We start from the raw sequence: 21242 nt of genomic DNA, 5'->3' as shown, positions 1-21242 counted from the left end.
GTCAATTCTCTCCTCTGTAGGGCTGCGATCGAGGGGACGGCGGGACATACCCCTCCAGGCGGGGCTGGCGACCGGTGAAGAAGTCATCGACGGTTTCGCGCGAATCGAGGGGCACGGCGGCCTCCCACAGCCACCGGGCACCCGCACCGACGGCGAGCCCGCCGATCACGGTTCCACCGATGACCCACCCCACCGGGTTGCTGCCAAGCGCGACGGCCGCAGCCCCGCCTGCCGCCGCGCCTCCGGCACCGCCCGCCATCCCCCCGGCGATCTCCGCGACGCCGGAACTGAGCGAACCACCATCTGCGACGTCGGCGGCGAGGGACACGACGTCGATGACGTTCCCCGCGATCGGGAGCACGCGGGTCACCCTCGACACGCGACCGATGTGCTCCGCCAGCTCCTCCACCCCTGCCCGCATCCCGTGCGGATCCGCGGCCTCAGCGGCAGCACGCAGTGCGGGATTGCCGGAGCGCAGTTGGTCGCGGAAGGTCTCGGCCGCGGACTGCAGCGCATCGTGGTCCTTGCGCCACGTGCTCAGCGTCTGGTCGTAGAAGCTCTCATAACCGTCGAGCACGGAGGTCGCGAGCGACTCGTTCCCCTTCGCAGCGATGGCCGAAACCGTCCCGGCGAGCTTCTGCAGGCCCTCCACACGCGAGATGAGCGGAGCCATGTGCTCGCCGACCCAGGCGTCGAGCTCACCGGTCATCGTGCCGACCTGTGCGCCGAGATCGTTGTAGCTGGCGATGAGGGAGACGTACTCGTCGTACGCCTCGAGATCGTCCTCGGGCGCGCCGGGGCCCGGGCAGTACGTCAGAGACGTCGACGGTGGCAGAACGTTCGTGCCGACGACGTCGAGGCCGACCGCCGCAGCTTGGGAGCGAAGCGTCGCGACGTCTTCCTGCGCGCGCTCCAGCCGTCCGGCGTAGGCGCGGAACACCTCCACCGCGTCACCGAGGTAGCCGAGCACCTCATCGGCTCGACTGCGGATGTCGCCGACGACCGACCTCCACGCGGTTCCGGCCTCGCCCGTCCAGTAGTTGTTCGAATCGCCCCAGAGGTAGCTCAGTTCGAGATCGGCGCCCGTGTAGGCCCCCTTGACGCGGTCGAGCCAGTCCGCGACCGCGCGCACGCTCGCCGGATCACCGGGAATCCTCGCGTCGATCGGCATCAGTCCGCGAGCCCCTCTTCGAGCCGCGAGATCTCGTCTTCCGTCTGCTGTTCCGTCGCCTCGACGTCATCGAGGACGCTGTCGGTCACCGCTGCGACGAGGCGGACCGCTCCCGCGTATTCATTCGCCGCCTCCCCCGCGGCGCCGGCGATGAAGCCGATGAGGGCCGAGGCGGCTCCGCCATCGGCCGCTCCGGGGATGGAGGCGAGCGCGTCGTCGACGCGGTCGAGCTCGTCGACGACGAGTCCCATCCGCCGCGTCATGTTGACGCGGTCCACGAAGATCGGATCGCTCATCCGAGTCGCCCTCCTCGACGGGAATGAGGGGGCACCTCGAGGTCGAAGGCGACGACGTCGAACGGTTGCGCCTGACGGATCCGATCGAGCTCCGAGGTCATCAGCAGCATCCAGGGTTGCTCGCGCCCGCATGCGTCGGCGAGCCGGTCGAGCGCCGTGTAGGCGAGTAGCCCGCGGCGACCATCGACCAGCTTCTGCACGACGGCCAATTGGCCACGCCCCTCCGGGTCGTCCACCAGGGGCAGGTAGAGAGCGGGTGGCACGATGACCTCGCTCCGCATCGTGTCTCCCCGTGTTCCGCCGAGCGACATCACTGATCCCCCCATCCCCGAACCGTTCCGACAGCCTAGTGCGGTCGAGGTACGCCCGCCCACCTGTTGCGCGGCCCCGAGCCTCGCGCACGTCACAGACCGGGAATGTCCGAGCCGCTCTCTACGCTGAGTGCTGAGGGCACGGCGAAAGGCGGCACGGATGCAAGGACTCGAGATCACGGTTCTGCTCGGGCTCGCGATGCTCGTGGGCACGATTCTGGCTCCGCGACTGCGCGTCGCGACACCCCTCGTCCTGCTCGTCATCGGCCTCGCTCTGGGGTTCATTCCCGAGCTGCGGCAGATCGAACTGCCGCCCGAGACGGTGCTGCTGCTGTTCCTGCCCGTCATGCTCTTCCGCGAGGCGTGGACCACCTCGCTGCGGTCGGTACGCCGCTCGCTGCGCTACATCATCCCGATGAGCACGCTGCTCGTCGTGGCATCCGCTTTCGCCGTCGCCGGCGTCGCCACCCTCCTGGGCGTGCCGTGGGAGGCAGCCCTCGTGCTCGGCGCGGCCGTCGCCCCGCCCGACGCGACCGCCGTCGCCGCCCTCGGCCGGCTGCTGCCCGCCAAGACGTTCATGAAGCTCAAGGCCGAGAGCCTCACCAACGACGGCACCGCCCTCGTGCTCTACGCGATCGCCGTCGCGCTGCTGCTCGGCGATCAGATCACCCCGCTGCAGATCACGGGCATGGTGCTGCTGTCGTACCTCGGCGGCGCGGCGGCCGGCATCGCGGTGGCGGCCCTCGCGTTCTTCGCGCTGCGGCGGATGCAGTCGACCCTGACGATCAATCTCACCATGGTGCTCGTGCCGTTCGTGTCGTTCCTGATCGCCGAGCTGATCGAGGCGTCGGGAGTGCTCGCCGTCGTGTTCGCGGGCCTCATCATGGCCTGGGTCTCGCCGCGCATCACGACCGCGATGTCGCGAAGGGCGGCGGATGCCACGTGGCCCTTCGGCGTGTACCTCCTCAACGGTGCGCTGTTCGTGCTGATCGGGCTCGAGGTGCAGCTGGTGCTGCACGAGATCTCGGGGTCGGAGATCGGCATCCTGCTGCTGGTGACGGTGGCCGCGTGGATCGCCCTGTTCGTGGTGCGGTACCTGTTCCAGTGGCTGTTCTCGCCCTTCTCACGCCCCGCCGCGGGATCCTCGCGATCTCTCCGCCATCGGTCGCGGATCGTGAGCACCGTGGCCGGGTTCCGCGGGGCCGTGTCACTCGCGATCGCACTCTCGGTGCCGGTCACCACGGCCGCGGGCGACCCGGTGGCCGGTCGCGACGCGATCGTGTTCGTCACGGCGGGTGTGATCGTGCTCACCCTGCTCGTGCAGGGGCCCCTGCTGCCGGCGGTCATCCGGTGGGCGAAACTGCCCAACGACGACGCGGCCACCGAGGAGTTCGAGCTCGCCGAGCGGGCGATCTCGGGTGCGGCCCTGGCGGCCCTCGACGATCTGGCGGTCGAACACGGCATCAGCGACAGGGTCCGCGATCGCGCGCGGCGGGAGGGCTACGAGCGTCTCGAGCTCGCCAACGCGCGCGCCGTCGCGCGCCAACGAGCCAACGAAGAACGGGACCTCGCCGAGCTCGACGCCTCGCTCGACGACGACCGCGCGGCGACCGGACCCGTGCCGCCCGACGCCCCCGACGGCGACCGGCGCTCGGGCGACCGCTCCCCCACGACGGCCGACGACGATGGAGCGGCCTTCACCGGCCCGCTGCAGATGATCGCCGTGAGCGACGACATCGACGTGACGCAGCGATCCCCCCTCCTGCGTCACAAAGAGGCGCAGCGACTGCGGCTCGCGATCCTCGACCGCAAGCGCGAAGTGCTGTTGCGCCTGCGTCGGGAGGGCACGATCGACGACCTCGTCGCACGCCGCATCCTCGCCGGTCTCGACATCGAGGAGATCCGCGCGCGGGGGCTCGAGAAGTCCAGCGAGTGACGGGGATCGCGACGCGCCCGTCCGCGTGACCCACGCCGGCGCTTGTCACCGCGCGGGCGGCGCCTGCCGCTCCCGCTCCCCCACGGGCGACACGAGACGCACGGATGCCGGGGCGTCGCGGGCCAGAAGCAGGTCGGCGTCGCGCCCCCGGCGGAGCCCGCGGGCGTCGCGCCCGCGAGACGCCCGTGCCGACAGCCCCGCCTCCTCCAGCCGCCGGCGCAGGCCCGTCGGCAGCGCCGGCAGGGTCGCCGCCATCCTCGGCGGTCGACGCGCCAGACCGAACAGCAGCACGACGCCCGACCCCGCGACCGGCCGCACCTCGACGCGCGTCGGCGCGTCGCGAGCCGCCCACCTCAGCGCCCGCACCTCGCCAAGGGCGAGGTCGACGATCCTCATGGCATCCGTCTTCTCCTCTGTCATGCGCTCGATGACGAGACGCCCGCGCGTGACGCGGACGAGCACCTCGACCGTGCGTGCCCGCGCGATGAGCAGGATGGCGCCGTAGATGGGCAGGCCGATCAGCCAGCCCAGCACGACGACGATCATCAGGGGACTCATCCGCATCGCGACGTCGGTGAAGACCACCACGAACACGCTGAGCACGCCCGCCGCGAGGGCGAACAGGATGCCGATGACGCCGCGGTAGGTCGACAGGCGCAGCGCGACGGCGGGCAGACGCAGCTCCCACACGTCGTTCGTCCGCGTCCAGTCCGGCGACACGAGCCGGGCCGCGCGCCGGGCGGAATCGGCCCGGACGAGACCGAACACCCTCCCGATGAGGGTCAGCCAGATCCACCCGGCCGCCGGAACCGCGGCGAACGAGAGCGCGGCGGTCGCCGACGCGTCGACGGTGCCGGGGATCACCCCGCGCGTCAGCAGGTACAGCGCTGCCGCGGCGGCCGCGGCGACGCCGACGTGCAGGCCGAACGACAGGCCGGGAGAGCGCAACGCCATCAGCCCGCGGACGGCCGCGTGAGCGACGAGCCAGCCGGCGATCAGACACAGCAGGAATCCCGCGAAATCGAGGTCCGTCCCGAGCAGGGGAAGCGCCGCGAGTCCGCACAGCACGGCCCAGAGCAGCGGATGTCCGAGCAGCGCGCGCACACGGAATCGGTCGTGCCCTTCGGTCATACGATCCCCCCGGTCGGTCCGCCGCCATCGGCCCCTCGACGATGACCGGCTCCTCGATCCTACGAGCCGCCGGCGGATTCGTCAGGGATCGCCCGTTGGCGGACGCCTCCGACGGGATGCGTCGAGACCCGGACCGGCCGGCCCGCGTCTCGCGCCCTCCGCCCCGCGCAATGCCCGCCCCGGGCCCTGCCGCCAGCCCGCGCAGCGCACGCCCCACGCGCCCTCCGCCCCGAGCTTCGTCGCCACCCCGCGCAACGCCCGCCCCGCGCAACCCCCGCCCCGAGCTTCGTCGCCACCCCGCGCAGCGTCCGCCCCACCCGCCACCCGCCCGCGCCGACCCACCGCCCCGACGACCGCTCCGACCCCGCGGGCCCCGCCGTCACTGGCCGGGAACGAGCAAGCCGCTCTCGTACGCCGCGATGACGAGCTGCGCCCGGTCGTGCGCGCCGAGCTTGAGCATCGTGTTCTTCACGTGCGTCTTCGCGGTGTGCGGAGAGATGAAGAGGGCCGCGGCGATCTCGTCGTTGGACCGCCCGCGTGCGACAAGCTGCAGCACCTCGCGTTCCCGCTCGGTGAGCACCGCCAGGGTGGGCGCGTCACGCGGAGCTGCGGGCTCCGTCCTCCGCACGTATCTCTCGATCAACGCCCGCGTAGCCGCCGGCGACAGCAGCGCCCCTCCCTCGTCGACGGCGAGCACGGCCTGCACGATCTCGTCGGGCTCGGCCCCCTTGCCGATGAAGCCGCTGGCCCCCGCGCGAAGAGCCGCCACGACGTAATCGTCCTCCTCGAACGTGGTCAGCACGAGCACGCGCGTCTCGGCGAGCGCGGGGTCGTCGCAGATGCGCCGGGTGGCCTCGATGCCGTCCATGCGCGGCATCCGGATGTCGCACACCACCACGTCGGGCCGGAGGCTCGCGGCGAGCGCCACGGCCTCCTCTCCGTCGACGGCTTCGCCGACCACCTCGATCCCGTCGGCGGCGTCGAGCAGGTCGCGCACGGCGGATCGGATGAGGGCCTGGTCGTCGACCACGAGCACGCGGGTCATGGGGTACCTCCGGGGGCGGCGGCGAGCGGAAGGCGGGCGGCGAGCCGATAACCGCCCGGCGCGAGCCCGGCGTCGAGGTGCCCGCCCACCGACTCGACGCGTTCGCGCAGCCCCACGAGGCCGAAGCCGGAGGGCGAGGCGGTCGCGGGCGCGTGATCGAGGGGGTTCGTGATCACGATCTCGACCTCGTCGTGATCGCGACGCAGGAGCACGTGGGCGCGCCGAGCCGTTCCGTGCTTGAGGGCGTTGGTGAGCCCCTCCTGCACGACGCGGTAGGCGACGATGTCGACCGAGAGCGGCAGCGCGTCGGCCGGGTCGTCGCGGGCGAGTTCGTCGCGCACGACGACGTCGCAGCCGGCGACGCGCACGGATTCGACGATGTCGTCCAGTCGGGCGAGCCCGGGTTGCTCGCGCGGGGCGGCCTCCTCGGGCGCGCGCAGCACGGCGAGGAGCGATCCGATCTCGCCGAGCACGTCGCGCGATGCGGTGCGGATCGTCGACAGCGCCTCGCGCGCGCGCTCGGGGCGCGTCTCGAGCGTGGATGTCTCCACCCCGGCGTTGAGGCTGATGACCGAGATACGGTGCGCGACGGCGTCGTGCAGGTCGCGCGCGATACGCAGGCGCTCCTCGGTGACCCGCCGTCGCGCCTCGGCCTCGCGCGTCTGCTCGGCGCGGCGGGCGCGTTCGATCACGGCCTCGACGTACGCCCGGCGCGAGCGTGCGGCATCCCCCAGGGCACCGGCGAGACTCACCATCAGCCCCACCTGCAAAAAGCGGGTGTCGAGTCCGGTCGTGAGTTCGACGACGATGCTCGCGGCCACCAGCCCCACGACCGCCGGAATGGCCACGGGGGCGGCCTCTCGACGCGGCAGCCGGTCGGCCATCGCGTACGCCGCGATGACCATCGACAGGGCCACCCCGGGAAGGAGCACACCGAGCACGAGTGCGGTGACGTACAGCGCGATGCAGGTGAGAAGCACGGTGCGCGGCAGGCGGCGGCGCAGCGGCAGCAGCACGGCCGGCACGATCGCGATCGCGTACTCGAGGGGGTTCGCCGCGCGCAGCTCCGGGAAGGGCACGGGGGCGAAGACCGGCACGATCACGAGCACCGCGGCGACCACGTCGAGCACCCAGGCGCGACCGGCGGGGATCAGACGCGGCGCGGTGTCCGTCGTCGGGTCGGGTCGCATCGTCCCAGTCTGACGCGCGGGCGGGCGTCTCACCATCGCCCTCTCGGAGCAGACGCGATCTCCCCCCACGGGGGTAGGCCCTCACCCCGCCGGAGCGACGCGGATCACCGCCCTCGCGAGCGACAGTGAGGTCATGTCATCCGAACCTCCTCCCCCACTGCTCTCCGTCACCGACCTGCACAAGTCGTACGGCCGCGGATCGGCCCGCTTCGACGCCCTGCGCGGCGTGAGCCTCGACATCCACCGCGGCGAGAGCATCGCGATCGTCGGCAAGAGCGGGTCGGGAAAGTCGACCCTCATGCACCTGCTCGCGCTCATGGACGCCCCCTCGAGCGGCACCGTGCGCCTCGAGGGGAAGGATGCCGCGACCCTGCGCGGACGCCGCCTCAATCGCACGCGCAACAAGACGTTCGGCTTCGTGTTCCAGCAGTTCTTCCTCACCCCCAGCGCCTCGGTGCTCGAGAACGTCGTGCTGCCGTTGAAGATCGCCGGCGTGGGACGCGCGGAGCGGCGCCGCCGGGGGCTCGCGGCCCTCGCGGAGCTCGACATGCAGGACAAGGCGAAGAACAAGGCCACGGCCCTCTCGGGCGGGCAGAAGCAGCGCGCCGTCATCGCGCGCGCCCTCGTGAACGACCCCCGCGTGATCTTCGCCGACGAGCCGACGGGCAACCTCGACTCCGCGACGGGGGCGGTCGTGGAAGACATCCTCTTCCGCCTGAACCGCGAGCACGGCATCACCCTGATCGTCGTCACCCACGACGACGACCTCGCCGCGCGCTGCGACCGGCGGGTGCAGATCCGCGACGGCGTGATCGTCGCCGAGGAGAGGAGCGCGGCATGAAGACCGGCGACCTCGTCACCACCGCGGCGGCGAACACGTTCCGCTCGAAGACCCGCACGATCCTCACGGTCCTCGCGATCTTCGTCGGAGCCTTCACCCTGACGCTCACCAACGGTCTCGGCACCGGCATCAACCGCTTCATCGACGACACCGTCTCGGCGATCGGCTCGGCCGACGTGCTCACCGTGACGAAGACGGGCACCGGGGCGGCGGCATCCGGAGAACCACAGAAGTACGACCCCGAGGCGGTGTCGGCGGCGAATACGAACCCGGGTCGGCCCGGGGCGACGGCGACCGTGTCGGCGTTGACGGATGCCGACATCTCCGACCTCCGCGCCCTCCCGGGCGTCGCCGCCGTGACGCCGACCAAGGCCGTGCAGATCGACTACGTGCAGGTCGACGGCGGCGACCGGTACGTGGCGAGCGCGGGCTCGCTCATCGGTGGGCAGACGCCGCAGCTCGCGGCGGGCAGCGCCCCCGACGGCGCGACCGACGCCCTGCAGGTGGCGATCCCGGAGTCGCTCGTGGCACCCCTCGGTTTCGCCGACGCCGCCGACGCAGTCGGGGCGACCCTCTCGATCGCCGTCTCCGACCCCGTGCGCACGCAGCACGTGATCTCGGCCACCATCACCGGAGTAACCGAGGGCGCCTTCGCCTCCGCCACGGCGCTGACCACCGATCCGGCTCTCGAGGACGCCCTCTTCGCGGCGCAGAACACCGGGGTGCCCGCCGACCAGCTCGACCGCTACGCGAGCGCGAGCGTCACCCTGTCGTCGTCGACGCCGCAGGCGGTCGACGACGCGAAAACCGCGTTGACGGATGCCGGGTTCTCGGGCCAGACCGTCTCGGATCAGCTGGGCACGTTCAAGGCGGTGATCGACGGCATCGTGCTGGTGCTGAACGCCTTCGCGGTGATCGCCCTGCTGGCGGCGAGCTTCGGCATCGTCAACACCCTGCTCATGTCGGTGCAGGAGCGCACGCGCGAGATCGGCCTGATGAAGGCGATGGGCATGGGCAGCGGCCGGGTGTTCTCGCTCTTCAGCCTCGAGGCGGTGATGCTCGGGCTCCTGGGCAGCCTCATCGGCGCGGTCGTCGCGATCGGCGTCGGCACGGCCGTCAGCGCGCAGCTCGGTCAGACCCTGTTCAGCGACCTGCCGGGGCTGCAGCTCATCGCGTTCGATCCCCTGTCGATCCTCGTCACGACCGTGGCGATCATGGCCATCGCGTTCCTCGCGGGGAGTCTGCCGGCCGCTCGGGCGGCGCGCGCCGATCCGGTGGAGTCGCTGCGGTACGAGTGACGGCGGAGCGGGCCCGGGGTCGGTGACCTCGGGCCCGTTCGTGCGCTCTGCCTCGGGCCCCGCGGAGCCCGATGACAGGATGACGCCGCGTCGGTGCGGGCAGGGCTCAGGCGTGCAGCGCTCGGGCACGCGGGGCTCGCGCGTGCGGCACCCGGGCACGCAGCGCTCACGCGCGCAGCGCTCACGCGGGCAGGGCGACCCCGTGCAGGGCGGTGACGACCGGGGCCAGCTCTGGCTGCCTCTCGGCGTCGGCAAGGACGCGTTCGAGCGCCTCGTCGTGAACCGGCTGGGCGCGCTCGTACAGCGCTCGGCCGGCCGGGGTCAGCTCGGTGTAGATCCCGCGCCGATCGTCGGCGCAGAGAACCCGGGAGAGCAGCCCCCGGTCCTCGAGCCGGTTGACCAGACGCGTGGTCGCACTGGGGCTCAGGGCGGCGGCCCGGGCCAGCTGCTGCATCCGCATGTGCCACCCGTCCTGTCGGTCGAGCGCGTCCAGCACCGTGTACTCGACCACGGAGAGTTCGACCGCGGTCAGCGCTCTTTCGAGCTCGGCTTCGATCACGGCGTGCAGAGCCGCGAGCGTGCGCCACCCGCGCGCTCGGATCTCCACGGCGTCGTCGGCGATCCCCATCGGGCACTCCTCTCGTCAATAGTTGCTTGCGCGCATTAATTGCGTATGCAATCATTTCTCCTGCCGCTGCAAAAGAGCGCGCGTGCAACTATCTCAGTGTATCAGGAGACCCCTCATGCCTCTCGGACTCATCGCCCTCGCCGTGGGCGCTTTCGGAATCGGACTCACCGAATTCGTCATCATGGGCCTGCTCCCGCAGGTGGCCGCCGACTTCGCCGTGTCGGAATCCACCGCGGGATGGCTCATCTCGGGCTACGCCCTCAGCGTCGTCGTCGGCGCTCTCGGCCTCACCGCCGCCACGACGCGCCTCCCGCGCAAACCCGTCCTGCTCGGGCTGCTCATCCTCTTCATCCTCGGGAATGCCGTGACGGCCCTCGCCCCCGACTACGAGATCGCCCTCGTCGGGCGCGTCCTCGCCGCGCTGTGCCACGGTGCATTCTTCGGTATCGGCGCGGTGGTGGCCGCCGACCTCGTCGCCGCCGAGAAGCGCGCCGGAGCCATCGCGCTCATGTTCACCGGCTTGACCGCCGCGAACGTGTTCGGCGTGCCCTTCGGTACCTTCCTCGGGCAGCAGCTCGGCTGGCGCTCGACGTTCTGGGCCATCGCCGCGATCGGCGTCGTGGCCATGATCGGCATCGCTGCGCTCGTGCCGTCGCTGCCGCTTCCGGCGGAGCGCGTGCGCCTGCGCACCGAGCTGGGCGCCTTCCGCTCGGGACAGGTGTGGCTGTCGCTGCTCATCACCGTCCTCGCCTACGGCGGGATGTTCGGCGCGTTCACCTACATCGCGTACACCCTCACCGAGGTGAGCGGCTTCGACACCACCGCCGTGCCCTGGCTGCTGGTGCTGTTCGGCGTCGGACTCGTCGCGGGCAACGCGGTCGGAGGTCGCCTCGCCGATCGCTCGGTGGATCGCACGCTAGTGGTCTTCGTCGCCGCGCTGCTCGTCGTGCTCCTCGCATTCGCGGCGTTCGCGGCATCCGGAATCGCCACCGCGATCGCGCTCTTCCTCATGGGAGGGTTCGGCTTCGGAACCGTTCCGGGCCTGCAGACCCGGGTCATGATCTACGCCGGGGGCGCCCCGACCCTCGCGTCGGGCGCGAACATCGGCGCGTTCAACGTGGGGAACGCGCTGGGTGCGTGGGCCGGCGGCCTCGGCATCGCCGCGGGCCTCGGATACACCTCACCCTTGTGGATCGGCGCCGGCATCACCGCCCTCGCCCTGATCGTGGTGGTGGCCGCCGCCCACGCCGCGCGACGGGCGACCCCGATCGAGGCCGGCACCGAGAGCCTCCCCCTGCCGGTCTGACCCCTGCCGGTCTGACCCCTGCCGGTCTGACCCCGCACGGACGGCGCCCCGCGATCCTCCGCGGTCGCGGGACGCCGCCCCGCGCCGAGGGCGCGACGTCCATCACGCGGAAACGACGAAGGACCGGAGCCTGTCGGCATCCGGTCCTGTCGTGAGAGGCCCGGGACGGGCCGCGAGGACGCTCAGTCTCCGCCGTTGATCACCGAGAGGTACGACCCGAAGGGGCGCACGGGCTCGGAGGCGGAGAAGTCGTCGGCGATGCCCTCGTGGGGCGTGGTGTCGAACTGCATGGATCGAGTGTGCCCGGCGAAAGCCCCCGTCAGAGGACGGTTGACAATCCGTCGGTATCTCGTCTAGCTAACTACTCGCCGTCCTAACTGATCGATGCGCTGCGCGAGGGAGACTCCGGATGCCGTCACTCCGGCGCCGGAGCCACGACCGGCGCGAGCACGATGATCCCCGCCCCCACGAGCGCGACGGCGGAACCGACGTAGTCCCACACGGTGGGGCGGAAGCCGTCGACGATGATCCCCCACGCGAGGGAGCCGGCCACGAAGACCCCGCCGTACGCGGCGAGCACTCTCCCGAAGTGCGCGTCGGGCTGCAGCGCCGCGACGAACCCGTAGGCCCCCAGCGCGACGATCCCGAGCAGCGCCAGCCACCAACCGCGGTTCTCGCGCACCGCCTGCCAGATCAGCCAGGCGCCGCCGATCTCGGCGACCGCGGCGAGGGCGAACAGCACGACGATGCGGACGGTGGTCATCGGGTCATTATCGCGGCCCGGTCGTCTCGACGCGGCATCCGCAGGCCCTGGAAGACGCCGCGGGGACGCCCCGGTTACGGCTGTTCACCCCCAGATTACGCGGAGGGAAAATCTCGGTCGCGGCCGCCGCGGGAGGACTACCTTTCCCGCAGGGAGTGATGATGACTCGACCTCGCACCTTGACCCACACCTACACGCTCGCGGGCGGCTGGCAGAAGGCCGCCCACGAACCTCTCACGCCGGAACGGGCCGCTGAACTGCGCGAACAGGGCATCATGCTCGTCCGCGCCCGCCGCGGCCTGTTCGATACGCGGGAGATTTCGCTCCGCCAGTACCCGCCCGCGCGCTGACCCCCCGAAGAGGGGACAGACATCCCGCCCCACGACGCGTAGCGTCGTTACCCCCGCTCCGATGACGTAGCTCCCTCGAAAGCCTGCCTTTTGGAGTGGACATGACTCGCCCCCGCACCGTGACCCACGCATACCGCATGCCCGGCGGATGGGAAGAACTCCCTCACCGCCCCCTCACCACCGAGAACGCCCGCGCGCTCCGCGACGAGGGATACACCCTCGTGCGAGCGCGACGAGGCTGGATGAACTCCAAGGAGCTCTCGCTCACGCTGTACACCCAGCAGCCGGCGAGCTCTCCGCAGTGGCCGGATTCCGATATCCGCCCCTCGGGATCCTCCGCCGCCTGACCCCCGAGCCGGTCGTCCCGCGCCGGCCGACGCCCTCGGCATCCGCTCCGCTCCCTCACCGACGGATGCCGCTGACACGCGCCCGCCGCGGGACCCCGTTCGCGCAGCCGGTCCGACACGGTCCCCCTGCCGGGTAATGTCGATGGGTCGGTTTCATGCATTCAAGGGGGCAATGCCGGTGTCAGGATCGCAGACGATCACGCACGCCTATCGACTGCCGGGCGGGTGGGAAGCCGTGCCCAAGCAGCGATTGAACATTCCGAACGCGCTCGCTCTGCGCGCGCAGGGGTACACGATGATCCGCGCGAAGCGACGATTCCGCAGCCCCTACAACCACTCGATGGTGCAGTTCCTGCAGGCGGCCGGTCACGTCGACGGCTGAGCGCGGTCATCTCGCGCGACGGCGCCTCTTTAGCGCACCCCTCGGTCAGCGCGGGCCCCGTGCGCCGGGCGTATACCCTGGGCGCATGACGTGCACGCGGCCCACCCTCGACGAGATCACGCAGTGGGTCGCCGACTACGAGAAGACCGACTCCGTGGCGCACGCCACGGTCCACGTGCTTCCCCAGGACGACCCCGAGCACACCGAATCGGGCATCGTCGCCGTCCACCTCAATCACGGCCCCGCGTCGATCTACCTCAACGTGGACTGCGAACGCTCGTGGACCGCGACCCTCACCGAGCGTTCCGGCGAGTTCCCCCTCAAGGGCGGCCACCTCATCGCCCTCGGCGAGGAGCTCTACACCACCGGAAAGCTCTGCGAGTACCTGCAGCAGCGGACGGATGCCGCGGAGGCGGGCGCCTCGAGCCCGGCGTAGGCCGCGGCTCCCCGCGGCATCGCGGACGGAGCACCGTGTTACCGTTCGGTGAAATCCGACACACGTGTCGGATTTCACGGGTAGAGTCCCTGGCATGAGCACCTCCGTCAGAGCCGCCCCGAAGCTCCGCGGGAGCTACGCGAAAACTCCCGCGCAACGCGAGCGGATCGTCGATGCCGCCTTCGCGGAGTTCATCGAGGTCGGTTTCGCGGAGGCGACGATCAACGGCATCGCCCGACGCGCCGAGATGAGTCGGGCCGGCATCCTGCATCATTTCGCGACCAAGACCGACGTGCTCGCCGCCACCCTGGCCCGATGCGACGCCGTCATCGACGCGCACATGGAGGGTCGGCGCGGGGTCGACGTCGTCCGTGGCATCCTGTCGCTCTTCGCCGGCGATCAGGCGCTCGCCGACGTCATGCGGGTGCAGGGGGCGCTGTCGGCCGAGGCGCTGCGCCCGGACCATCCCGCACACGCCCACTTCGCCCGCCGCTTCGCCGCGATCGCGGAAGCCCTCGACGAGGCGTTCGCCGTGATGGCCGTGGAGGGACGCGCGACCACCGACGTGCCCACCGCGCAGATCGCGCGGGAGAGCCTCGCGCTGGCGGAGGGCCTGTTCCTGCAGTGGCTGCGCGGGGACACCGACGTCGACGTGGCCGCCGCCGTCCGTCGGCACGTGCAGCGGTTCTTCTCCGTCGATGCATGACGACCTCTCGCGGGCCCGGCAGGAGCGGAGCACGCGCGTCGACTTCAGCCGACTCGGCGACACGGTGTGGCTCGCCCGCCGCGGGTCCGCCGTTCTCGGATACGTCGGCCTCGACGAGCAGGGATACGTGGCGTTCGATCCCGACCTGACGCCCCTGGCATCCTCCGCGCGGGAAGACGAGGTGCGTGCGGTGTTCACGCGGGCGGCGCCGGCCCCCGTCGCGCCGAAGCCCGTCCGGCCACAAGAACTCCTGGCCGAGGTGCGCGAGACCCTCGCCGCGTTCGTGCGCGATCATCGCGGGAGCGGCATGACCGCCGAGCTGACGTTCACCGATCCCGACCTCGGCATCGACCCCGCCGTTGTGCTCCTCCGCTTCGCCGACGGCGGCGTGGTCCTGCTCACCCGCGAGCATCGGGACGCCTGGGAGGCCGTCATCGAGCCGCCCGTCGGCGAGATCCAGGCCGACACCGCCCACCTGCAGGGCCTCGCGCGAGACCTGCTGGCCGTCGCCGACCTCAGCGAGCGGCTGAACCGGCGCCCATGACGAGGCGTCGCCCGCGTGCTCGCTCCGTGTGGCGCGCCGCCCTGTGGGGTGCGATCGTCGCGAGCGCGGCGGCCGGTGCGGCTCTTCTGACGACGGATGCCGATGCGGGAGCGCTGCTGCTGCTCACCGCGCTCGTGCTCGCGGCACCCGCGACCGCGGGGCGGCGGTCGCCGTGAGGCCGCGGCGCCCGCGACCTCAGCGCAGCGGTCACCGTGACGCCCTCGCGATATCGCGGCTCGTGGGGCGTCGGTCGACGTGAGGACCTCGCGGTTTCGCGCCTCGTGGGGCAGGGTGGAGGGATGACCGGACTTCTCGGCTGGCACGCTCTCATCATCATCGGTGTCCTCGCGGTGATCGCCCTCGCGATCTTCGCCGTCTACGCCCTCGTGCGGCTCGCGGCGCAGCAGGGCGTCGCGGCTGCGGAGCGGCGGGGGCGGCGGGAGTAGGGGGCGCCGCGGGGGTTTCTCTGCGGGGGCGCGGGCGGTCGCGGAAACGACAAGAGGCCCGAACCCCCGCGATTCTGCGGAAGTTCGGGCCTCATCTGTCGGGATGACAGGATTTGAACCTGCGACCCCTTGACCCCCAGGCGTCCAGACGGTGCGATCGAGACCGAAATTCGCGTGATTCCGGACCTCAGATCATGCTGAGCACGTCACGAGATGCATGGTTCGCATGATTTTGGTCCCCAATTGGTCCCCCTCCCCGAAGGCGCGCGGGAGCCTGAAAAGGAGCTTCGTTGGCGCGCAGATGGTCAGAGATCCGGCCGACACGCTCTTCGCTTCGTCAGCGGGCGTGACTTCGATAAGGGGGTTCTTGCCCTTCTCCCCCGCGACGCACCAACAGCCCGCCGACCGATGCTCAGCGACATGCATGAGCGAGACTGATCCCCTGCGGCATCGTCGTGGTCGCCCCGAGGTGTCGGCGGTGGAGGAGATAATTTGGCTGTGATCAAACGTCCACCGGATCTCATGGCGCAAATCGAGCGTGACCTTCTCGATGAGAAACCGCTCGACACTCTGCTCCGCAAACTCATCCTGCTCGGCGGAAGCGCAGGCTCACCCGAGCTTCGCAACTGGGCGTCGGTAGAGCTCCGCGGCTACGGGCGGGACGCGGAGCTGCCCCTGTACCGAACTGTGTCCGCTCCGCTGCAAATCGACGGCACCGTTCCAGGCGGGATCGTGCGCCACGAGACAATCGGCGCGATGGACATTCCCGACTTCGCTCGCGACGAAATCAACGAGCAAGTTCCACTTCGAATGGGCGTGAGCGAGATCCACAGCATGGTGGATCAGCACCGAACCGACAGAATGGTCAAGCTCCAGCCACCGGGTGCTCCCGACCTCGTCACCTATATGAACGGCACCCGGGAGATGAACGGCCACATCACTGCGCTCTACTGGAGCGTCAGCACTATCGCGCTCGCAGGCGTGCTCGACCAGATTCGCACTCGCTTAGCCGAACTCATCGCCGAGCTGCGCTCCGCAACCCCACAGGGCCAGAACCTACCAACCCCAACGCAGGCAGCCAACGCCGTGAACTTCGTCATCAACGGGCGCGGGAACCGCGTGAGCATCGCACAGGCCGCGGACGGCAGCACGATCACTGCTGCCCCCGAAGAAGCGAAGCCGCGCTTCTGGACGCGAGCAAAGCTCGTCGGTGCAGCGGCCGTTGGACTCGCCACGATCGCAGGAACGGTCATCGCGGCACTCCAACTGCCGATCTGGTGAGGTAATCGAGAGGAAGCCATGACCACGCATACACCCCGAACAGTCACGTCCGTGCTGGCGGAAGTGGGAACCGACAGCGTCACCATTACGTGGGGGCTCGGAGAGCCAGTCGATGTCGGCGATGTCGAGTTCTTCGGCTATGGCATCTATTACTACGACCCGACCGGCAACGGCGGAAAACGACTCGGCGTTCGCTTCGGCGACGCGATCACGGCGTGGGTCTTCGACAACGCCAGTGCCACCCAGGCTAACTACGAGGCCTCGTCCGTCACGGCCACGAAGGACGCCGTGACGGTGCACTTCCACGACGCAAGTCTGGGCCTGGACGCGGTGGGCACGATCGCGGCCTACGCACACGTCAACGGTCACGATACGCAGGCCGAACTACCTGTCACGCTTCTGCATTGACATGAGCGATCTCCAACTTCCTGGCGGCGAAGAGACGTTCGGTGAACATCTCGTCGAGAACCTCTTCGCAACGTGGATTGATCGCGACCTCGAACAGCGCGCAACCGAGCTCACGCGGGCGCACGTGTACCGCGCGGTGGTTGAGCTCCCGCCATCGGGTGGTGCACCGATCGTCCGAATCAACGAGGAGGTGTCGCTGCAGGCGCGGGCGGTCGCATCGGCGCCCATCAAGAAGGGCGAGCCGGTCACTGCAGAGAACATCAGCAGTCTCGAAGCCTTCTGGCCTGTCGATGTCGACCCGAACAGCGGATGGCTGGCCTACATCATCGTCGGCGAGTCCGCATACATTGCCTTCGACTTGCGCTACAACAAACAGCGCAGTGCCGAGTTGCTCAGCCTTGCTGACGACTACCTCGACGTAGTCGAAGCGGTCCGGGAGTTCGCGCTGCGACCAGCCGTCGACAATCTCCTCTCCGCGGCGGAACTCACCGTTCAGGCGCAGATGCTCGCGCAGTCGCAGGAGACGAAGTTCCACAACGTGCGAGATCGGTGGCTGCGTGAGAACGAACGGCTTGGCAATGCGCCGGAAGGCTTCTTCGCCACGCTCCAGCGGCTCCGGCGAGAACGAGGGGCCGCGAGGTACGGCGACGGCGTCTTAGGAGTAACAGCCGACGAGGTGCCAGCCTTGATTGCGACCGTCCGCTCGATGGTCGAGCACGCAGCCAATCAGATCGGGCTGGTCGCGGCCGACACAAGTTCACTGAGCAGCAGGTCTCCTCAATAATCGTTGGGCGTGAGGAACGAACGCTCGATCGGCTCAGCCCGGCATCTACATCGTGAAGTTGACCGCGAAACGTCCAAACGGCGTCGTCGAGGCCCGAATCCGCGTAGTTCTAGGCCTCAGATAATGCAGAGGATGTCACGAGAAGCATGAATTGCATGTGTTTGGTCCCCCACGTGGGGGTCAGAAGAGACGATCATCAAGAGGATCAAGCAACGTGATCTGCAACTGGTCACGCCCGTCGGGATGCTCAAGCTCGACTCGAAGCGCAAACCCCGTGTCCAAAATGCTCTGGATATCTGAGTGGTCTCTGGCCGAGATCGTCCCCAACAGCTGCACGCCTTGGTAGAGGCCGAACGGAGCGGGATGAGTCTCGCCCTCTATCTCCGCCAGGCGTAGCGGGATAGAGCCTGTAGTAGGCGCAGCCTGAAGGTGGACAGGCACGTTCGCCACGTTGCGATCGAGCAAGTTCTTCAGCAGGCTTCGCCGTCGCTGACGCGTAAAGTCGAGGAGATCAATTACCTCAGAGGTCGATGCGGCAAACTCTTGGCGCCAGCCGGACACGCCTAGTGATGCCAGATGCTCTCTCAACACGTCCAGTTCCGCTACCCGATCGAAGCGACTTGCCACTAGGTTGGCGATCCGTCGTGAACGAATACCTTCGGTCACGAGTGCGAGCGCGACCGGCGTGCTGACTCCGTACCTGATGTACCCACCGAGTTCTGGACAAACGAGTTCGTCACCGCCGGCTGCTTGCAGGTGCGTGTTTACGAGGTCGATGAGCGCTCCAACTGTCCACGACAGATAGTGCTCGAAGTGCTCTGTGGTCGCAGTGACTATCTGTTCAATCCTCCATGCGGGATCGGCGACGGCGCCCAAGTGACTCTTTGCCAGCTGCGGTAGCGAAGCACCTTCGAGCCAGTCGCGCAAGACTTCGGCGGCATCTACATCCAGAGTCGCGCCCTGTACAGACTCGCGAAATCCCCATCGAGGTGCTTCAGGAAGCCGGAGCAACTCTGCGATCGTCGGACGAAGGATTCCCACCGCTTCTAGAGCCGTAGAGACAGAAGTTACGTCTGCGGAGATCAGGGCACGGGCAATCTGCGACGCCCATTCATCAATCTTACGAGCGGAACCGATAGAGCAGCCGATCCGCGACCATCTCTGACGGGCAGCGGAATCGACAGATACATAGGCCTCCCGCGCTCGCCCCGCGAGTCGTGTATATCGCGTTCTAGCTTGGGTGGATTGATTTGCCGCCAGGGTGAACCCCACCACCGTGTCGAGGTCGACCATCTCTGGGCTGGTCAGTTCCCGCTCGGCCGCGGCCAGCATCATCCAGACGAAGCTGATAAAGTCCGCAGCCGCACCGTTGGCTGCGAACACTGCGTCGGCGTCAGCCCTTTGAACACCTTCGAGTTGGGCAACAGCCTGGAGTGCGGAGTCAGTCAGCAGGGAGGACGTGACCTCTAGGTCCTGATCGTCAGGGTTGAGGTCGGCGAAGTCCTGACTGCTCGGCGAGGCCGCCCTTACTAGTACGATCCAGCCCTCAGTCTCGCGTCCTGCACGCCCTGCCCGTCCCATTGCGTTCACGAGCCGGGCACCGCGTAAGCGGGTATCTTCGGGCTGGTCTGGGTATGGAGTGTCGTATAGAACGACGGTCCTGACCGGCAAGTTCACCCCGTCCGTAAGCGTTGAAGTGCAAGTCAGATAGAGGAGATCATCACTTCGCACGGCAGCCTCAAGCGCTTCGAGCACCTCGACGGGCAACCCTGCATGATGGAATCCCACGCCTCGCCTAAGCGTGCCGACGAGTGGATGTGCGTCGCCCAACTGTTGGCGTACAAAGTCAACCAGCGCGGCCAGTTGCGGCTGCTCATCAAGCTCGTCCGCGATGCCACGAGCGAGCGTCTGGGCTTGCTTCTTTGTTGACGCAACAACTAGTACCGATCCTGCGTGCCCTAGAGCGGTAATCATGCCGCTGGCAATCGAATAGTGTTTCGTGTTTCGTGAAGAATCGACCTTCACTTCAGCTGGACGCTCTCCCCCGTCCTTCGACTTTCGGACTAGACGCCAACCCGTGTCCCCTTGAGTGCGGAGTGACTTGGTGCTCCCGTTTCCGAGCCGCAATCGGATCAGTCCCGAGAGCGGCGTGGTGTGCCGGTAGGGCCACACGGACCCGGCCCCTCCTTCAACGACGGTCTGATCCCACTGCGCTTCGGTATTGAAGACTGCATGCAGTCGCCTGGGCCCCCGCCAGTCACTTGTCTGACTCAGGGCACCGCCGTTTGGATCAAGCCACTGAGCGATCCCACCGACGTTTCCCATCGCGGCCGAAAGGAGAATTATGCGATGCGGTCGGCCCTGTGTTTGCAGGTTCAGGGCAGATATCACGGATTCAAGGACGAAGCCACGCCCCTTCTCCTTCAACAACTGAGCCTCATCGAAAATGAACAGACTGTACTTGTCGAGCACCGCTTCGAAGTCGTTTCTCAGGAGATGACTGAGCCTTTCCGGGGTCATAACATCGACGTCGGCCTGCTCAACCTCCGAAAGCGAGAGGCCCAATTCTCCCAGCCAGGCGGAGAAGTCAGTCTTTTCCGCTCCGACCTCTTTCTGGAGAATACGAACTCGTGCGCTCATCGCGCGCCGAATTTCTCGACCAAGACTTCTTGTTGGCACGACAAAGCAGATACTCGTGTCCGTCTGCGCCAGATGCGCGACGGCGAGCATTTGAGCGACGAGTGTCTTCCCCCCGCTTGTGGGAACGGAAAGTACCATTCGCTTGACTTCCGGCGAGCACGGCGATGGTTCTCCGGTGAGCAGATCTCGCTGCGGCTCCCAGAGTGTCAGCACGGCAGGGCTTCCAACCGCGAAAGCCTGGCGTACGGCGATCGGTACGTCTGGCGGCAGGATCGACGGGTTCCAGGGTGAGCCCGCCTCCGCGATGGTCGCGAAGTTCAGTAGATGTGTAGCGACCCAACGCGCGTCGAGCGAAGCGCCCCCGGTTTCGCCAGTCGCTACCTCCCGCAGTCGTTGAGACCCCTGACTGTAGCGTTCATAATCTCCACGCGTCAGGTACGAGAGTATGTCTTCCACAGCCAGGACGAGCGTCTGCAGCGAACCGAGGGCCGTTGAGCGCAGGCTGTCCATCGCCGACTGCTGTGCTATTGACGCGAAGTATCTGCGCCACCGAGCCAGCCAACCGAAGGCTCGTTTAGCATCGAAGCTCAAAAATACAAGTCCGGCGCGTACGGAGAGATTCTCAAGTGACGGTTCTTGCGTGCTATCTGCTCCACCTAAGAGGGGCTGAAGTCGGGTTATGATCGCGGACGCGTTTGGGTCACGACCACCTCGGCGATACCCGATCGCAGCAGCAAATCCGATTGATAGGCGTTCTTCATCGCTCCAGTCATTTCGAGCCAGAGCAAGATCGAAAATATGGGCGCTCACCAAGAACGCCTGACGTTGGCGAGCTGCCGAGTAGCGTTGACGCGCATCACTTACCGACGCCACGCCATGCAAGTACCATGCTGTCTTAATTAGCTTCTCATCAACAGATGGACGATCAAGCACTAGGGCGATTTCAGCCTGCGCCATTCGCTCTTGCAATCGCTCAGCCGTCGGGAGACCGGAGCGACCCGC

24 protein-coding genes are annotated in these 21242 nt (G+C 68.4%); 15 read left to right on the top strand and 9 right to left on the bottom strand.

Annotation, left to right across the window (positions count from 1 at the left end; all coding sequences use genetic code 11):
• Nucleotide 1 precedes the first annotated feature (1 nt).
• Genes AB1K56_RS06300 through AB1K56_RS06290 form a run of 3 tightly spaced genes read right to left on the bottom strand, consistent with a single transcriptional unit; the run spans nucleotide 2 to nucleotide 1748 of the window.
• Nucleotides 2-1171, bottom strand: a complete 1170-nt coding sequence (locus tag AB1K56_RS06300; protein ID WP_371204959.1) for a hypothetical protein — start codon at nucleotides 1169-1171, stop codon at nucleotides 2-4.
• Entirely contained in the window at nucleotides 1171-1467 is a 297-nt protein-coding gene (locus tag AB1K56_RS06295; protein ID WP_371204958.1) for a hypothetical protein, read from the bottom strand. Before AB1K56_RS06295 ends, AB1K56_RS06300 begins: the two co-directional genes overlap by 1 nt.
• On the bottom strand, nucleotides 1464-1748 hold the full coding sequence (locus tag AB1K56_RS06290) for an SAV_915 family protein (protein WP_136587782.1): 285 nt from the start codon (nucleotides 1746-1748) through the stop codon (nucleotides 1464-1466). Before AB1K56_RS06290 ends, AB1K56_RS06295 begins: the two co-directional genes overlap by 4 nt.
• Nucleotides 1749-1938: 190 nt before the next feature.
• On the opposite strand from AB1K56_RS06290, the gene AB1K56_RS06285 reads away from it, so the two are divergent.
• Nucleotides 1939-3714, top strand: a complete 1776-nt coding sequence (locus tag AB1K56_RS06285; protein WP_371204957.1) for a Na+/H+ antiporter — start codon at nucleotides 1939-1941, stop codon at nucleotides 3712-3714.
• A gap of 45 nt (nucleotides 3715-3759) precedes the next feature.
• Here AB1K56_RS06285 and AB1K56_RS06280 read toward each other — a convergent pair whose 3' ends face one another.
• From AB1K56_RS06280 to AB1K56_RS06270, 3 genes are all read right to left on the bottom strand, one after another.
• Nucleotides 3760-4845, bottom strand: coding sequence for a hypothetical protein (locus AB1K56_RS06280; protein ID WP_371204956.1), 1086 nt, complete (start codon nucleotides 4843-4845; stop codon nucleotides 3760-3762).
• Nucleotides 4846-5224: 379 nt separating this feature from the next.
• The gene (locus tag AB1K56_RS06275) at nucleotides 5225-5890 is read right to left on the bottom strand and encodes a response regulator (RefSeq protein ID WP_371204955.1); all 666 of its coding nucleotides are present in this window, start codon (nucleotides 5888-5890) and stop codon (nucleotides 5225-5227) included.
• Nucleotides 5887-7080 carry a sensor histidine kinase gene (locus tag AB1K56_RS06270; RefSeq protein ID WP_371204954.1) on the bottom strand — a complete coding sequence of 398 codons (1194 nt, stop codon included), beginning with the start codon at nucleotides 7078-7080 and terminating at the stop codon, nucleotides 5887-5889. Before AB1K56_RS06270 ends, AB1K56_RS06275 begins: the two co-directional genes overlap by 4 nt.
• Before the next feature lie 133 nt (nucleotides 7081-7213).
• Between AB1K56_RS06270 and AB1K56_RS06265 the strand changes: the two genes are divergently transcribed.
• Complete coding sequence (locus AB1K56_RS06265) at nucleotides 7214-7921, top strand: ABC transporter ATP-binding protein (protein ID WP_371204953.1); 708 nt, start codon at nucleotides 7214-7216, stop codon at nucleotides 7919-7921.
• Nucleotides 7918-9219 (top strand): ABC transporter permease, encoded by a 1302-nt coding sequence (locus AB1K56_RS06260; RefSeq protein ID WP_264630499.1) that lies wholly within the window; start codon nucleotides 7918-7920, stop codon nucleotides 9217-9219. Before AB1K56_RS06265 ends, AB1K56_RS06260 begins: the two co-directional genes overlap by 4 nt.
• Before the next feature lie 181 nt (nucleotides 9220-9400).
• Here the strand turns inward: AB1K56_RS06260 and AB1K56_RS06255 are convergent, their stop codons facing one another.
• On the bottom strand, nucleotides 9401-9847 hold the full coding sequence (locus AB1K56_RS06255) for a MarR family winged helix-turn-helix transcriptional regulator (protein WP_371204952.1): 447 nt from the start codon (nucleotides 9845-9847) through the stop codon (nucleotides 9401-9403).
• Between the two features lie 115 nt (nucleotides 9848-9962).
• On the opposite strand from AB1K56_RS06255, the gene AB1K56_RS06250 reads away from it, so the two are divergent.
• On the top strand, nucleotides 9963-11153 hold the full coding sequence (locus AB1K56_RS06250) for an MFS transporter (protein WP_371204951.1): 1191 nt from the start codon (nucleotides 9963-9965) through the stop codon (nucleotides 11151-11153).
• 415 nt (nucleotides 11154-11568) lie between these two features.
• Here AB1K56_RS06250 and AB1K56_RS06245 read toward each other — a convergent pair whose 3' ends face one another.
• Nucleotides 11569-11916 carry a YnfA family protein gene (locus AB1K56_RS06245; RefSeq protein ID WP_371204950.1) on the bottom strand — a complete coding sequence of 116 codons (348 nt, stop codon included), beginning with the start codon at nucleotides 11914-11916 and terminating at the stop codon, nucleotides 11569-11571.
• A gap of 161 nt (nucleotides 11917-12077) precedes the next feature.
• Here AB1K56_RS06245 and AB1K56_RS06240 point away from each other — a divergent pair, with 161 nt between their 5' ends.
• From AB1K56_RS06240 to AB1K56_RS06190, 11 genes are all read left to right on the top strand, one after another.
• Nucleotides 12078-12266: an alternative tryptophan synthase beta-subunit gene (locus tag AB1K56_RS06240; protein ID WP_264630497.1), complete on the top strand. Its 189-nt coding sequence runs from the start codon at nucleotides 12078-12080 to the stop codon at nucleotides 12264-12266.
• A 101-nt stretch (nucleotides 12267-12367) separates the two neighbouring features.
• Nucleotides 12368-12613: an alternative tryptophan synthase beta-subunit gene (locus AB1K56_RS06235; protein WP_264630496.1), complete on the top strand. Its 246-nt coding sequence runs from the start codon at nucleotides 12368-12370 to the stop codon at nucleotides 12611-12613.
• Between the two features lie 178 nt (nucleotides 12614-12791).
• Nucleotides 12792-12995, top strand: a complete 204-nt coding sequence (locus tag AB1K56_RS06230; RefSeq protein ID WP_205823028.1) for an alternative tryptophan synthase beta-subunit — start codon at nucleotides 12792-12794, stop codon at nucleotides 12993-12995.
• 85 nt (nucleotides 12996-13080) lie between these two features.
• A complete protein-coding gene (locus AB1K56_RS06225; RefSeq protein ID WP_371204949.1) occupies nucleotides 13081-13431 on the top strand; it encodes a hypothetical protein in 351 nt (116 codons plus the stop codon).
• A 94-nt stretch (nucleotides 13432-13525) separates the two neighbouring features.
• Entirely contained in the window at nucleotides 13526-14137 is a 612-nt protein-coding gene (locus AB1K56_RS06220; protein WP_371204948.1) for a TetR/AcrR family transcriptional regulator, read from the top strand.
• Complete coding sequence (locus AB1K56_RS06215) at nucleotides 14130-14681, top strand: hypothetical protein (protein ID WP_371204947.1); 552 nt, start codon at nucleotides 14130-14132, stop codon at nucleotides 14679-14681. Before AB1K56_RS06220 ends, AB1K56_RS06215 begins: the two co-directional genes overlap by 8 nt.
• The gene (locus AB1K56_RS06210) at nucleotides 14678-14857 is read left to right on the top strand and encodes a hypothetical protein (RefSeq protein ID WP_371204946.1); all 180 of its coding nucleotides are present in this window, start codon (nucleotides 14678-14680) and stop codon (nucleotides 14855-14857) included. Before AB1K56_RS06215 ends, AB1K56_RS06210 begins: the two co-directional genes overlap by 4 nt.
• A gap of 123 nt (nucleotides 14858-14980) precedes the next feature.
• Nucleotides 14981-15127: a hypothetical protein gene (locus AB1K56_RS06205; protein ID WP_167494248.1), complete on the top strand. Its 147-nt coding sequence runs from the start codon at nucleotides 14981-14983 to the stop codon at nucleotides 15125-15127.
• Nucleotides 15128-15625: 498 nt separating this feature from the next.
• The gene (locus AB1K56_RS06200) at nucleotides 15626-16408 is read left to right on the top strand and encodes a hypothetical protein (RefSeq protein ID WP_070709208.1); all 783 of its coding nucleotides are present in this window, start codon (nucleotides 15626-15628) and stop codon (nucleotides 16406-16408) included.
• A 51-nt stretch (nucleotides 16409-16459) separates the two neighbouring features.
• The gene (locus AB1K56_RS06195) at nucleotides 16460-16816 is read left to right on the top strand and encodes a hypothetical protein (RefSeq protein ID WP_020628263.1); all 357 of its coding nucleotides are present in this window, start codon (nucleotides 16460-16462) and stop codon (nucleotides 16814-16816) included.
• Between the two features lies 1 nt (nucleotide 16817).
• The gene (locus AB1K56_RS06190) at nucleotides 16818-17600 is read left to right on the top strand and encodes a HEPN domain-containing protein (protein ID WP_020628264.1); all 783 of its coding nucleotides are present in this window, start codon (nucleotides 16818-16820) and stop codon (nucleotides 17598-17600) included.
• Nucleotides 17601-17780: 180 nt separating this feature from the next.
• Here the strand turns inward: AB1K56_RS06190 and AB1K56_RS06185 are convergent, their stop codons facing one another.
• Entirely contained in the window at nucleotides 17781-21197 is a 3417-nt protein-coding gene (locus AB1K56_RS06185) for a DEAD/DEAH box helicase (RefSeq protein WP_222114907.1), read from the bottom strand.
• Nucleotides 21198-21242 lie beyond the last annotated feature (45 nt).

Origin of the sequence: Microbacterium sp. BWR-S6Y (assembly GCF_041379845.1) — a bacterium.
In the GTDB taxonomy this organism is placed as follows: Bacteria; Actinomycetota; Actinomycetes; order Actinomycetales; family Microbacteriaceae; genus Microbacterium; species Microbacterium hydrothermale.
This window is presented reverse-complemented; position numbering and strand designations above follow the sequence as displayed.